Raw genomic sequence first — 13764 nt, 5'->3', positions numbered from 1 at the left:
CGCGCCATTCATGTGACTAATCCCGGATGCGCGTGCCCCGGAGGACCGAAGGGTAGTGCTCGCGCCGACACGATCACGTCCGTGCGACGCCCGCACGACAGTCCAGGAAAGGCCGGACACACATGGCTCAGCCCTTCACCCTGCCGGACTTCTACGTTCCGTACCCGGCACGGCTCAACGCCCATGTCGAGGAGGCCCGGGTCCACACCAAGCGGTGGGCACGCAGCATGGGGATGGTGGAGGGTTCGGGCATCTGGGAGGAGAAGGACATCGACTCCCACGACTACGCGCTGCTGTGTGCGTACACCCACCCCGACTGCTCGGCCGAGGCACTCTCGCTGGTCACCGACTGGTACGTGTGGGTCTTCTTCTTCGATGACCACTTCCTGGAGCTCTTCAAGCGCCACCCCGACCGTGAGGGCGCCAAGCGCTATCTGGACCGGTTGCCCGCGTTCATGCCGATGGACCGCGGGGCCCCGATGCCGGAGCCGACGAACCCGGTCGAGACGGGGCTGGCCGATCTGTGGACGCGTACGGTGCCGAGCATGTCCGACGCCTGGCGGGTCAGGTTCGCCGTGGCCACGGAGAACCTGCTCAACGAGTCGCTCTGGGAGCTCTCCAACATCAACGAGGGGCGCATCGCCAACCCGGTCGAATACATCGAGATGCGCCGCAAGGTGGGTGGTGCCCCGTGGTCGGCGGGTCTGGTGGAGTACGCGGCGGACGCCGAGGTTCCCGAGGCGGTGGCCGACGAGCGCGCGTTGCGGGTGCTGCGTGACGCCTTCTCCGACGGTGTGCATCTGCGCAACGACCTCTTCTCGTACCAGCGGGAGGTCGAGGACGAGGGCGAGAACAGCAACGGTGTGCTGGTCCTGGAGCACTTCCTCGGCTGCACCACGCAGGAGGCCGCCGACGCGGTGAACGATCTGCTGACGTCCCGGCTCCAGCAGTTCGAGAACACCGCGCTCACCGAACTCGGGCCGCTCTGTGCGGAGAAGGGGCTCGATCCCGCTCGGACCGCGGCGGTTCTCGCGTACGTCAAGGGCTTGCAGGACTGGCAGTCCGGCGGCCATGAGTGGCACATGCGCTCCAGCCGCTACATGAACGACGGCGCGGTCGAAGCGGCCACGACCGGCTTCGGCATGGCCGCGGCCTCGATCCGGTTCACCTCGCGCTCGGAGGCGGCCCGGCTGCGCAGCCACACCCATGTGCCGCACCAGCGGGTCGGCGCGTCGCTGCTGCCCGGCTTCGAGCTGCCCTTCGGCACGACGCTCAGTCCGCATCTGGCCGGGGCGCGGGTACGGATCGTCGACTGGGCGCGCCGGATGGGCATTCTGGAGGCACAGCCGGGGGTGCCCGGTTCGCACATCTGGGACGAGGAGCGGCTCCTCGCGACCGATCTGCCGCTGTGCGCGGCAGGCCTGCACCCGGACGCGACACCGCAGGAGCTGGACCTCTCCTCGCAGTGGCTGACCTGGGGGACGTACGGCGACGACTGGTTCCCGGTGGTGCACGGCCGGGCGCGCGACCTGGCGGGCGCCAAGCTCGCCAATGAGCGGCTGTCGCTGTTCATGCCCCTGGACGGGTCCGGGACGCCCGAACCGGTCAACGCTCTGGAGCGTGGGCTCGCCGATCTCTGGGCGCGGACCTCGGCCCCGATGGACGCGAGCGGGCGCAGCGCGTTCCGCAAGGCGGTCGAGGACATGACCGCGAGCTGGGTGTGGGAGCTGGCCAACCAGGTGCAGAACCGCATCCCCGACCCGGTGGACTACGTCGAGATGCGGCGCATGACCTTCGGCTCCGATCTGACGATGAGCCTGTGCCGGCTGGGTCATGGCAGGAAGGTCCCGCCGGAGATCTACCACAGCGGGCCGCTGCGCTCCCTGGAGAACGCGGCGGCGGACTACGCGTGTCTGCTCAACGACCTGTTCTCGTACCAGAAGGAGATCGAGTTCGAGGGCGAGGTGCACAACGGCGTCCTGGTCGTGCAGAACTTCTTCGGGGTGGACTATCCGACCGGGGTGGCGATCGTGTACGACCTGATGAAGTCGCGGCTGAGGCAGTTCCTGCATGTCGCCGAGCAGGAACTCCCGGTGCTCTACGACGACTTCGGGCTGGACGCGGAGGCGAGGGAGGTCCTGGCCGGATACGTGCAGGAGCTCAAGCACTGGATCGCGGGCATCCTGATCTGGCACCGGGACTGCCGGCGCTACCGGGAGCAGGACCTGTTGCGCGGCACCGGAGCCCCGTGGCACATCAGCGGTCCCACGGGGCTCGGTGTCTCGGCGGCGCGGGTGACCGCGCTGTTCGCTCAGTCCTCGGCGATCAGCGTGTAGCGGCCTCCTGTACGTGCCTTGAAGACTTTCTCGCCGTTCGCGAACAGCGAGCTGCGGACGGTCACTTCGCGGCTGCGGCTCGCCGTGATCACCACACGGCGGGCCTGCCCGGCGGCCCATTCGATGTCGACGGTGAAGCCTCCCCGGGCGCGCAGTCCGCGCACCGATCCGTCCGGCCAGCCCGGCGGGAGGGCGGGGAGGATGTCGACGGTACCGTGCTGGCTCTGCAGCAGCATTTCGGCGATGCCCGAGGTGGCGCCGAAGTTGCCGTCGACCTGGAAGGGCGGGTGGGTGTCCCAGAGGTTGGGCAGGGTGGAGCTCTTCAGCTGTTCGGCGAGCATCCGGTGGGCGTGGTCGCCGTCGCGCAGCCGCGCCCAGAAGTTGATCTTCCATGCCTTGGACCAGCCGGCGCCGCCGTCGCCGCGTGCACCGAGGGAGACCTTGGCCGCCTCGGCCCACTCGCTGCCGGGTTCGATCTGGCGCCCGGGGTGCAGGGCGAAGAGGTGCGAGACATGGCGGTGGTCGTCGGCCGGGTCGTCGCGGTCGGACTTCCACTCCTGGAGCTGGCCCCAGGAACCGATGCGCAGCCCGGGGTCGAGCCGGTCGAGGGCGTTCTCCAGCCGGCTGCGGAAGGCGGGTGCGTCGCCGAGGGTGCGGGCGGCCTCCAGGGTGTTGGTGAAAAGGTCGTGCACGATCTGCTGGGACATCGAGGCACCGGCGGTGAAGTCGCCGTGCTCCGGAGAGTAGCTGGGGGTGACGACGAGCAGTCCGTCGCGCGGGTCGGTGCGCAGATTGGCCAGCCAGAACTCGGCCGCCTCCTTCATCGCCGGGTAGGCGGTGGAGCGCAGGTAGTCGGTGGAGCCGCCGAACCGGTAGTGCTCGTACATCTGCTGGGCGTCTTCTCGTTGAAGGTGAGCTGTTCGGAGGCGAGCGTCCCGTACACACTCGCGCCGAGGGCACCGCCGCCCATGGGCAGCGACTCGCGCTCCCAGTCCACGGCCGGCGCGTCGTACCGAAGAGTCGGTTCCGCTCGCTTCTTCGCGTCAGCGGCACTCCCCGATTGATCGGAGGTGCCGACGGCCGCTGCTGCACCGGAGAGGGCGGGAATTCCCAGCGCAAGAGGGCCGGTTGCACCGATCGCTGTCTTCACCGTAGTGCGTCGCGTGATCCCGGATGTCATGCGATCGACGGTAGAGGTCCGATGACTGGCCCGACAAGGAGCATGACAAAGCGGCCTCTTGGACGGAGGCCGCGAGCACTTGGACAGATGCCGAATCAGGGGTCCCGCAGCCGCCCGGGAGGCACGGACGGCCGACGAGGGGGACCGTTTCAGCCCTGCTGGAACAGCTCGGCGGGCAGGGGCTTCAGCAGGGTGTAGAGATCGTCGGTGATCGGCCGGTCCCAGCTGGCGATGGTGACGAGCACGCCGTCGCTGCGGTCGAACTGGACACAGGAAATCCGGCTCTCGGAGAGCTTGACCCGGCGGACGATCAACAGGTTGTCGCCCTGCATCACGGGCATGTCCTCGGTGCCGGTGACCTCGACCGGCTCGTCGTTCTCCAGCGCGAGCAGCAGCTGGGCGACCTCGAACGGGACCTGTCCCTCCTCGGTCTCGCGGGCGGGCGAGCCCTCCGGGAGATTGCCGATGATCATCGCGGGGCCGCGGCCGCCGAACAGGTCGTAGCGCAGAAAGACGCCCTGACAGCTTCCGTCGGGAGCGGGCAGCAGACCGGCGCCCAGGTTCCCGGGCCAGTCCCCCGGGTCCATGGCCAGGACGTCGAAGTCGGGGCCGGCGGGTGTGGCGGCGCTACGGCGGCGGAGGAAGGACATGCAGCCATGTTACGTGTCCGGGCTCACGTTGCGGAGCCGGGTCCGCGCAGGCCGGGGCGCCGCCGGGTGTCCGGGAGGCGGACCGGGCGGTCCCGGACATGGCGCAGGCAGGGCCCGCGGAGGTCCGGGACGGCCCGGCGTCATCGGGTGGGAGGCTCGGCTCCGACCAGCCACATGGCGAAGAACTGCGCCCCGCCTCCGTAGGCGTGGCCGAGCGCCTTCCGGGCCTCGGGCACCTGGTGCTCGCCCGCCCGGCCCCGGACCTGCAACGCGGCCTCGGCGAAGCGGATCATGCCGGAGGCGCCGATCGGGTTGGTGGAGAGCACTCCGCCCGAGGGATTCACGGGCAGATCGCCGTCGAGTCCGGTGACGCCGGACTCGGTGAGCTTCCATCCCTCTCCCTCGTCGGCGAAGCCGAGATTCTCCAGCCACATCGGCTCGTACCAGGAGAACGGCACGTACATCTCCACGGCGTCGATCTCGCGTCGCGGATCGGTGATACCGGCCTGCCGGTACACATCGGCTGCGCAGTCTCGGCCCGCCCGCGGGGAGACGAAGTCCTTACCGGCGAAGAGCGTCGGCTCGCTGCGCATCGCGCCCCCGTGCACCCAGGCGGGCGGGTGCGGCGAACGGGCTGCTCCGGCACGGTCGGTGAGGATCATCGCGCAGGCGCCGTCGGAGGACGGGCAGGTTTCCGAGTAGCGGATCGGGTCCCAGAGCATCGGCGCCGAGCGGACCTTCTCCAGGGTGATGTCGGGGTCGTGGATGTGCGCGTACGGATTCTTGAGCGCGTTGCGGCGGTCCTTGTACGCGACGAGGGAGCCGACCGTGTCGGGCGCGCCGGTGCGGCGCATGTACGCCCGCACGTGCGGGGCGAAGAAGCCGCCCGCTCCGGCCAGCAGCGGCTGCTGGAACGGGATGGGCAGTGAGAGCCCCCACATGGCGTTGGACTCGGACTGCTTCTCGAAGGCGAGCGTGAGAACGGTGCGATGCACCCGCGCGGAGACCAGGTTGGCGGCGACCAGCGCGGTGGAGCCGCCGACCGAGCCCGCGGTGTGCACCCGGAGCATCGGTTTGCCGACCGCGCCGAGGGCATCGGCGAGATAGAGCTCCGGCATCATCAGGCCCTCGAAGAAGTCGGGTGCCTTGCCGATGACGACGGCGTCGATGTCCGCCCAGGTCAGTGCCGCGTCCTCCAGTGCGCGGACGGCGGCCTCGCGGACGAGTCCGGCGATGGAGACGTCCCGGCGCGCGGACACGTGTTTCGTCTGGCCGATGCCGACGACGGCCACGGGCTCCTCAGACATGAGCGCTCTCCCCTTCGAGGACGGCGACCAGGTTCTGCTGCAGGCAGGGCCCGGAGGTGGCGTGGGCGAGCGCCCGGTCGGACGCGCCGCGGTGGATGCGGGCTGCGGCCTCGCCGAGGCGGATCAGCCCGGCGGCCATGACGGGGTTGGCGGCCAGCGCACCGCCGGACGGGTTGACGTTCACGCTGTCGTCGAGTCCGAGCGCCTTGCGCAGCACCACCTCCTGGGAGGTGAACGGGGCGTGCAACTCGGCGGTGTCCACCGGCCGTTCGAAGACCCCGGCGCGGGTCGCGGCGAGCCGGGTGGACGGTGATTCGGTCAGCTCCCGCACCCCGAGGCCGTGGGCCTCGACGCGGTGGTCGATGCCTCGGATCCAGGCGGGGCGGGGGCACAGGGCCCGTGCGGTGTCACCGGCGGCAAGGATCACGGCGGCCGCGCCGTCACCGATCGGCGGGCAGTCGCCGGTGCGCAGCGGTTGCACGACGTACTCGCCGGCCGGGACCGGTCCCTTGAGCTGGGCGTGCGGGTTGTCCGCCGCGGCGGCCCGGCTACGGCGGGCGATCTCGGCGAGCGCGGCCTCGTCCGTGTCGCCCGCGTCGATCAGCGCCCGGGCCTGGAGAGCGGCGAGCGCGACGGAGTCCGGCCAGAGCGGGCCTGCGTAGTACGGGTCGAGCTGGCGGGTGAGGACGTCGCGCACCTCGCCGGGCGAGGACTTGCCGTAGGAGTAGACGAGCGCGGTGTCCGCCTGGCCGGTCTGGATCTTCACCCAGGCCTCGTACAGCGCCCAGGCTCCGTCCATCTCCACATGGGACTCGGAGATCGGCGGGTACGCGCCGACGCCGTCGAGCGCCATGGTGAAGGAAAAGGCGCGGCCCGCGAGGTAGTCGCTGGAACCGGAGCAGGTGAAGCCGATGTCGCTGGTCCTGAGCCCGGTCGCGTCGAGGACCCGGTGCAGGACGGGCATCAGCATCTCGACTTCGGAGAGTTCGTCCGTCCGCCGCAGATGGTCCGTCTGCGCGAAGGCGACGATCGCCACGTCTCGCATCTAGAGCAGCTCCTTGTACGCGTCGTAGTCGGCGTCGGGCTCGCCGGTCGGCCGGTAGTGGTCGGGGTGCCGTCCGCCCTCGGTCCAGACGGGTTCGACACGCAGGCCCATGCGCACCTGGTCGTACGGGATGCCGCCGATCCGCGCGTGCAGGGCGAGGTCCGCGCCGTCGAGCGCGATGTGCGCGTAGACGTAGGGGACTTCGATGTCCAGGTTCTTCGCCTTGATGTTGACGATGCAGAACGTGGTCACGGTGCCGCGCGGGCCGACCTCGACCTGTTCGGTGGTGGCGACCCCGCAGGTGGGGCAGGCACCGCGGGGCGGTACGTACACCTTGCGGCAGGAGGGGCAGCGCTCGCCGACGATGCGCCGTCGGGAGAGCGCGTCGAGGTATGCGCTCTGGGCGCGGCCGGGGGTGTACCGGTAGTCGAGCCTGGTGGGGGTGACGATGCCGGTGACGGGGTCGGTGAACCGGCCGTCGTGGGTCGCGGGTTGACCGGTCTCCTGGCCGTCGTACGGCTCGAAGCAGGCGATGTCGGTGATCGCTCCGGTGCGCTCGGCGGCCCAGCGGATCCGGACCCGCATGCCGGTGCGTACGGCTTCGGGGCCAGGTGCGGCGAGGGCGTGCAGCAGGGCGGTGTCGGCGCCGTCGAGCCGGACCAGGACCCAGGCGAAGGGGGTTTCCAGGGGCTGGCCGCGGCGCGGGACGGGGTTCCAGGCCCAGGTGGTGACGGTTCCGGTGGCGGCGACCTCGGTCAGTTCGCTGATCTCCTGTGCGGTCACGGGGTCGTACTCGACCGGCGGGACGAGGATCTTCCCCCCGGCGGTGCGGACGCCGAGGACGGTGCGTTCGCGCAGGCCGGTGAGGAAGGCGCTCTGGACGGGTCCGAGGGAGCGGGTGAAGGGGAATTCGACCACCAGCGGTGCGCTGAGGGCTTCGGGCACGGTTACCTCCTCGGCTCAGGCGCGCCGGTAGACGGGCGGGCGCTGATCGGCGAAGGCGCGGGCGCCTTCCTTGGCGTCGTCGGTCGCGAAGATCGGCCAGCCGCGTTTCAGTTCGGCGGCCAGTCCCTCGGTCTCGGTCATCTCGGCGGTCTCGTACACGGATGCCTTGACGGCCTCGACGGCGAGCGGTCCGCAGGCGTTGATCTGCTCGGCGACGGCGAGGGCCTCCTCCAGCGCGGTGCCGTCGGGGACGACCCTGCCGATCAGTCCGATACCGGCGGCTTCCGCGGCACTGTACGGGCGTCCGGTGAGGAGCATTTCGAGTGCGTGCGTCCGGGCGATCTGGCGCGGTAGCCGGACCGTCGAGCCGCCGATGGGGAAGAGCCCGCGCCGCACCTCGAAGAGCCCGAAGGTGGCACCCGCTCCGGCGATCCGGATGTCGGTGCCCTGGAGGATCTCGGTGCCGCCCGCGACGCAGTGTCCCTCCACGGCGGCGATGACCGGTTTGCGGGGGCGGTGGTGGCGCAGCATCGCCTTCCAGTGCAGATCGGGGTCGGCGGTCATCCGGTCCCGGTACTGCTCGCCCTCCATCCCCTTGCCCGCCAGGGCCTTGAGGTCCATGCCGGCGCAGAAGCAACCGCCCGCGCCGGTCAGGACGACCGAGCGGATCGTGTCGTCCTCGTCCGCCGCCAGCCAGCCGTCGTACAGCCCGACCAGCATCGGCAGCGACAAGGCGTTCTTCGCCTCCGGTCTGTTCAGGGTGAGCACCAGTGTGGCGCCCTCGCGCCGCACGGCGAGATGTTCCGTACCAGCCATTGTCCGCCTCCCGTCCAAAGACCTGGTGCCGCGGCAGGCAACGTTCGCCCCGTCGCGGCGCCCGGCACGCACTCTCGCCGCACCGGACGAAAGCCCGAGTACGTCCAGTACGAGGGCTTCCGGCCGGCACGCCGGGAGCACGCACCGGACGCCGCTCCTTGACCGGCAAACGTTGCCCGCAGCGGCACTAGAACAGGTTGCAGTAGGCGATGGCCCAGTTCAATAGTTTTCTGACAGCTAGTCAGATTTCCTCGACGGCACCTCTTCCCAGTTGCGCCTCCCGGCGCTCTAATGACCGCCGAGCCAGTCAGCTTCCGGGGTCAGGAGGAACGGTGGAGTACAACCTTGCCGACCTGTTCGAGTCGGTCGTCGACGCGGTCCCGGAACGCGAGGCGCTCGTCTACCTCGACCACCCCGGCACGGGCGCGGAGCGCCGGCTGACGTACGCGGAGCTGGACGCGGCGGCCAACCGCCTCGCCCACCATCTGATCGAGGCGGGCATCGCCCCGGGCGAGCATCTGGGGCTGCACCTCTACAACGGGGTCGAGTACCTCCAGACCGTGCTGGCCTGCCTCAAGGCCAGGATCGTCCCCGTCAATGTGAACTACCGCTATGTGGAAGAGGAGTTGATCTACCTCTACCGCGACGCCGATCTGGCCGCGCTGGTCTTCGACGCCGAGTTCGACGAACGGGTCGCGGCGGCCGCGCCGAAGGCACCGGGCCTGCGTCATCTGGTGCGGGTGGGCGCGCCGCAGGCGGGGGTCCGGGGCCCCGAGGCCGTCGCATTCACCGATGCCGAGGCGGCCGGGAGCCCTGAGCGCGGCTTCCCGCCGCGGTCGGCCGACGACCAGTTCATCATCTACACCGGCGGCACCACCGGAATGCCCAAGGGGGTGATGTGGCGCCAGGAGGACCTCTTCTTCTCCGGCCTGGGCGGCGGCGCGCCGACCGGTGAGCCGGTGAAGAGCCCGCAGGAGCTGGCCGAGCGGGTCGCCGCGGGCGGTGACGGGATCACCTTCTTCCCCACTCCCCCGCTGATGCACGGCACCTCGACGCTCACCGCCTTCATCGGTTTCAACTTCGGGCAGCGGGTCGTGGTCCACCGCAAGTTCGTGCCCCGGGAAGTGCTCCGTACGATCGAGAAGGAGAAGGTCACCAGCGTGTCGCTGGTGGGCGACGCGATGCTGCGGCCGCTGATCGACGCCCTGAAGGGCCCACTGGAGGGAACCGACTGCTCGTCGCTGTTCTCCGTGTCCAGCTCGGGCGCGATCATGTCGGACTCGGTGCGCGCGGAGTTCCAGGAATTGGTGCCGACAGTGATGCTGCTGAACAACTTCGGCTCGTCGGAATCCGGGTTCAACGGCACGGCGACGGCCGACTCGGGCCCGGAGAAGGGGTTCAGGCTCCAGGTCAACTCCCGTACGGCGGTGGTCGATCCGGCGACGTACGAGCCGGTCGCCCCGGGTGAGCCGGGGCGGATCGCCCAGCGCGGGCATGTGCCACTCGGGTACTACAACGACCCCGGCAAGACCGCGGAGACCTTCTTCCGCCGGGGGGAGGAGCGATGGGTCCTGCTCGGCGACATGGCGACGGTCGACGAGGACGGCATCGTCACGGTGCTCGGCCGCGGCTCGCAGTGCATCAACACCGGGGGCGAGAAGGTCTACCCCGAGGAGGTCGAGCAGGCGCTGAAGGCCCATCCGGACGTGTACGACGCGTTGGTCGCCGCGGCGCCCGACGACCGGTGGGGCAACCGTGTCGCGGCGGTGGTGCAGCTGCGCGAGGGGGCATCCGAACCCACGCTCGACGACCTCCAGGCCCACTGCCGGACCCGTCTGGCGGGCTACAAGATCCCCCGCCGGCTGGTGATCACCCGCCGGATCCAGCGCTCGCCGAGCGGCAAGGCCGACTACCGGTGGGCCCGCTCGATCGTCGCACCCCGGCCCGAACCCGGGGAATGAAGGCGGGCCCGGCCGCCGCGCGGAGGTTCCGCAGTAAGCCATTCGGGCACGCTCCGAACCCATCCGCTCACCCTATGTGGCCGCCGGGAGGGATCGCCCATAACTTCGGCTCATGAGGAAACGAAACATCACAATCCTTGGCGCGGTCGCGGTCCTCTCGGCCGCGGGTTGCGGAATGTCCATGCCGTCCGCCTCGGCCACGGGCTCTCACGTGGTCCGTCCGGGCCAGTCGATCCAGAAGGCGGTGGACGCCGCCCAGCCGGGTGACACCGTCGTCCTGCTGCCCGGCACGTACCGGGAGAGCGTCCTGATCACCAAGCCCGACCTCACCCTGCGCGGCTCCGGCAGCCAGACCGTGCTGCGCCCGGCCGAGCCCGGCGCGAAGGCCGCCGGTGCCTGCGCGAAGGCCGGCAGCGGAATCTGCGTCCTGGGCAAGGCGGGCCGGACCGTGGACGGTGTGCGCATCGACTCGCTGTCCGTCTCCGGCTTCAAGAAGAACGGCGTCTGGGCCTCCTGGACCGACCGGCTGGCCGTCCGGCGGGTGACCGCCGAACACAACGGCGTCTGGGGCATCGCCCAGGAGCGCTCCACCCGTGGTGCGTTCATGGCCAACATCGCCCGTGCCAACGGCGACGCGGGCATCTTCGTCGCCAACACCGTGGACGAGGAGGGCGGCGCCACCGACACCAGGGGCACCGAGCTCCAGGACAACACACTCACCGACAACCGGATCGGCTTCACCGCCAGGCGGGTGCGCAACCTGTCGGTGCACGGCAACAGCTTCACCGGCAACTGCACCGGTGTGTTCGTCGTGGGCGACGAGGGCAAGCCGCAGGCCGGAGCGATGACGGTCGAGTCCAACGAGATCAAGGGCAACAACAAATTCTGCCCCGCGACCGAACGGCTCTCGGCCCTCCAGGGCTCCGGCATCGTGCTCACCGGCGCCGCGGACACCGTGGTGCGCGCCAACACCATCCGCGACAACTCCGGCACCACCCCGATGTCCGGCGGTGTCGTCCTGTTCAAGAGCTTCGTGGGCGCCAAGAACACCGGCAACACCATCAGCGGCAATGTCGTGCTCGGCAACAAGCCGGCCGACCTCGCCAATGGGGACACCGGTAAGGGCAACACGTTCACCGACAACGTCTGCACCAAGTCCGCACCGGCCGGGATGTGCTGACCGGTGCACCCCCGCACGAGGAGAAGCGAAACAGCATGACCACTGTGAGCCCCACCCCCACACCCACCCCCGTACACGCCGCCCTCCCGCACCCCGTCACTCCCCCGCAGCCGGCCATGCAGCTGCGTGAGCTCGTCTTCGGCGCGGCCAGGGCCGCCGCCGTGCGCGCCGCCGCCCGTCTGGGCGTCGCCGACGCGCTGGGCGAGACGCCCGCGACGGCACAGGAACTCGCGGCACTGGTGAAGGCCGAGCCGGCGCCGCTGCGGCGGCTGCTGCGCGCCCTGTCCTGCTACGGAATCTTCACCGAGACCCCGGACGGGCAGTTCGCCCACACCGAGATGTCGCGCCTGCTGCGCGAGGACGACCCCAACAGCCTGCGCTACATCTCGCTGTGGTGCACCGAGCCCTGGACCTGGGACGTCTGGCCGCACCTCGACGACGCGGTGCGCACCGGCGAAAGCGTCTTCGCGGACGTGCACGGCAAGGGGTTCTTCGACTACCTCCACCAGGACGCCCACGAGTCCGCACAGATCTTCAACCGCGCGATGACCACCTCCAGCATGCAGTCCGCGCTGGACGTCGCCGAACTCCTCGACCTCTCCGGGGTGACCACGGTCGCCGACATCGGCGGCGGCCAGGGGCACGTACTGGCGAGCCTGCTGGAGAAGGACCCGGCACTCCACGGCACCCTGATGGACCTGCCGGGCGTGGTGGCGAGGGCGGACGCCCGGCTGCGGGACGGGGGCGCGCTCGTCGACCGGACCCGTGTCGTCGCCGGGGACTGCCGCGAGGCCATCCCCGTCGAGGCCGACCTCTACATCATCAAGAACATCCTGGAGTGGGACGACGACAGCACCCGCCGGACGCTGCGCAACGTCGTCTCGGCGGCCCGCCCGGGAGCCAGGGTCGTCGTCATCGAGAACCTCGTCGACGACACCCCCTCGATGCGGTTCACCACCGCGATGGACCTGCTGCTGCTCCTCAACGTCGGCGGTGCGAAGCACACCAGGGAGAGCCTGGTCACCCGGATCTCGGACGCCGGGCTGCTGATCGGTGACGTCGTCCCGGTCAACGCCTATCTCCACGCCTTCGAGTGCGTGGTCCCCGGCTGATCACCGTTCCCCGGGCACGACGTCAGATCGCCCCGGGTCCGGCCGAAGGGCCGGACCCGGGGCGATCTGACGGTCTCAGGCGGGGGTATCCCGCTCCCACCGGTAGAACTCGTGGGCCATGGCGTCCTTGGGACTGCGCCAGGTCTGCGGGTCGTATGCGCTCACATAGGCGGTGAGCTTCTCGCTGATGTCCTTGAACTCGGGGTGCTGGGTCACCTTCGCGATCTCGGGGCCGGGCGGGTTCTCCGACTCGATCAGGTGCAGATACACATCGCCGAACTGGAAGAGCTTGCGCCTGGTGACGCCGACGAGGTGCGGCAGTTCGCCGCTGTCGGAAGCCGCGAACAGATTGGCGATGTCCGGCGCCGAACCCGGGGCCATCCGGGCGACGATCAGAGCATGATGCATCGGGAGATGCCTTTCTGGTTCCCGGTTGGGCACCCGGCCCCGAGGCCGGGTGCCCAACCATGGTCGGATGGCAGGTCAGTTGGCCCCGACCGAGGCGGTGCGGCGCTCCCGGGCCCGCTGCTCGATCTTGTCCCGGATCAGCTCCATCTGGACCTTGGAGTTGCGGTTGATGTTGTCGGTCATCCAGGCGTCGTCGACAGGTGCGTCGGGACGCATCGCGAAGTCCTGGGTCCAGTGCATCTTGGTGCCGCCGGGAACCTCCGAGTACTCCCAGCGGATGTTCATGTGCTGGAAGGGACCGGGCTCTACACGGCGGGCACGGACGGTGCGCTCGGCACGGTTCACGGTCCGCTCGGAGACCCAGCTCCACACCTTGTCGTTCTCGTCGGGGTGCATCGTCAGACGGAAGGTGGTGCTGTCGCCGTCCTTCTCGATGATCTCGACCGCGGCGTACTCGCTGAACAGCTGCGGCCAGCTCTCCAGATCGTTCGTCACGTCCCAGACCAGGTCCAGGGGGGCGGCGATGGTGATCTCGTTCTCGGTGTGTCCGGGCACGTCAGGCTCCTGTCATGAGGCTGTTGTTGACGAGGTCGAGGAATTCCTGGGGGGTCTTGCAACGGTCGGCGTCAGCCGGCAGCGCCCGGCCGTGCCGGTTCTCCAGGACGCCAACGATCCCGAGGAGGCCCAGCGAGTCGAGGCCGTACTCGTCGAAGGCCGAACCGGGGCGCTGCTCCATGTCGCGCGGGTCGACGGTGACTCCGGCGCCCTTCTTCATCAGGACGGCGAGTTCCGTGTACGTCAGTCGGTCGGTCATGAGGACTTCT

At 69.9% G+C, this 13764-nt stretch carries 13 protein-coding genes and 1 pseudogene; 4 read left to right on the top strand and 10 right to left on the bottom strand.

What is annotated here, in order from left to right:
- The first annotated feature begins 122 nt into the window (after positions 1-122).
- A complete protein-coding gene (locus ACWCQ6_RS14710) occupies positions 123-2336 on the top strand; it encodes a terpene synthase family protein (RefSeq protein ID WP_451089054.1) in 2214 nt (737 codons plus the stop codon).
- Here the strand turns inward: ACWCQ6_RS14710 and ACWCQ6_RS14705 are convergent.
- The 7 genes and pseudogenes from ACWCQ6_RS14705 to ACWCQ6_RS14675 form a co-directional block, all read right to left on the bottom strand.
- A pseudogene (locus tag ACWCQ6_RS14705) lies at positions 2312-3229 on the bottom strand (glycosyl hydrolase family 95 catalytic domain-containing protein); the annotation flags it as partial. The gene ACWCQ6_RS14710 and the pseudogene ACWCQ6_RS14705 sit on opposite strands and share 25 nt — an antisense overlap.
- Positions 3157-3516 carry a glycoside hydrolase N-terminal domain-containing protein gene (locus tag ACWCQ6_RS14700; protein ID WP_451089052.1) on the bottom strand — a complete coding sequence of 120 codons (360 nt, stop codon included), beginning with the start codon at positions 3514-3516 and terminating at the stop codon, positions 3157-3159. The gene ACWCQ6_RS14700 and the pseudogene ACWCQ6_RS14705, both read right to left, overlap by 73 nt.
- Positions 3517-3665: 149 nt before the next feature.
- Entirely contained in the window at positions 3666-4166 is a 501-nt protein-coding gene (locus ACWCQ6_RS14695; protein ID WP_018550733.1) for a hypothetical protein, read from the bottom strand.
- Positions 4167-4306: 140 nt separating this feature from the next.
- Positions 4307-5473: a thiolase domain-containing protein gene (locus ACWCQ6_RS14690; RefSeq protein ID WP_451089050.1), complete on the bottom strand. Its 1167-nt coding sequence runs from the start codon at positions 5471-5473 to the stop codon at positions 4307-4309.
- Positions 5466-6518 (bottom strand): thiolase domain-containing protein, encoded by a 1053-nt coding sequence (locus ACWCQ6_RS14685; protein WP_451089048.1) that lies wholly within the window; start codon positions 6516-6518, stop codon positions 5466-5468. Before ACWCQ6_RS14685 ends, ACWCQ6_RS14690 begins: the two co-directional genes overlap by 8 nt.
- Positions 6519-7463 carry a Zn-ribbon domain-containing OB-fold protein gene (locus tag ACWCQ6_RS14680; RefSeq protein ID WP_451089046.1) on the bottom strand — a complete coding sequence of 315 codons (945 nt, stop codon included), beginning with the start codon at positions 7461-7463 and terminating at the stop codon, positions 6519-6521. It abuts the gene before it with no gap.
- A 15-nt stretch (positions 7464-7478) separates the two neighbouring features.
- Positions 7479-8279 carry a crotonase/enoyl-CoA hydratase family protein gene (locus ACWCQ6_RS14675; protein WP_451089044.1) on the bottom strand — a complete coding sequence of 267 codons (801 nt, stop codon included), beginning with the start codon at positions 8277-8279 and terminating at the stop codon, positions 7479-7481.
- Between the two features lie 332 nt (positions 8280-8611).
- Between ACWCQ6_RS14675 and ACWCQ6_RS14670 the strand changes: the two genes are divergently transcribed.
- The 3 genes from ACWCQ6_RS14670 (at position 8612) to ACWCQ6_RS14660 (ending at position 12532) form a co-directional block, all read left to right on the top strand.
- On the top strand, positions 8612-10240 hold the full coding sequence (locus ACWCQ6_RS14670) for an acyl-CoA synthetase (protein ID WP_451089042.1): 1629 nt from the start codon (positions 8612-8614) through the stop codon (positions 10238-10240).
- 112 nt (positions 10241-10352) lie between these two features.
- Positions 10353-11420 (top strand): right-handed parallel beta-helix repeat-containing protein, encoded by a 1068-nt coding sequence (locus tag ACWCQ6_RS14665; RefSeq protein ID WP_451089040.1) that lies wholly within the window; start codon positions 10353-10355, stop codon positions 11418-11420.
- A 35-nt stretch (positions 11421-11455) separates the two neighbouring features.
- Complete coding sequence (locus ACWCQ6_RS14660; protein WP_451089038.1) at positions 11456-12532, top strand: methyltransferase; 1077 nt, start codon at positions 11456-11458, stop codon at positions 12530-12532.
- Between the two features lie 75 nt (positions 12533-12607).
- Here the strand turns inward: ACWCQ6_RS14660 and ACWCQ6_RS14655 are convergent, their stop codons facing one another.
- From ACWCQ6_RS14655 to ACWCQ6_RS14645, 3 genes are all read right to left on the bottom strand, one after another.
- A complete protein-coding gene (locus ACWCQ6_RS14655; protein ID WP_451089036.1) occupies positions 12608-12940 on the bottom strand; it encodes a TcmI family type II polyketide cyclase in 333 nt (110 codons plus the stop codon).
- Positions 12941-13015: 75 nt separating this feature from the next.
- Positions 13016-13495 carry an SRPBCC family protein gene (locus tag ACWCQ6_RS14650; protein ID WP_451089034.1) on the bottom strand — a complete coding sequence of 160 codons (480 nt, stop codon included), beginning with the start codon at positions 13493-13495 and terminating at the stop codon, positions 13016-13018.
- A 1-nt stretch (position 13496) separates the two neighbouring features.
- On the bottom strand, positions 13497-13754 hold the full coding sequence (locus ACWCQ6_RS14645; protein ID WP_072484754.1) for an acyl carrier protein: 258 nt from the start codon (positions 13752-13754) through the stop codon (positions 13497-13499).
- Positions 13755-13764 lie beyond the last annotated feature (10 nt).

The organism is Streptomyces sp. NPDC001880 (assembly GCF_053594575.1).
Note: the sequence above shows the minus strand (reverse complement) of the source record. Positions and strands in the feature narration are given on the sequence as shown.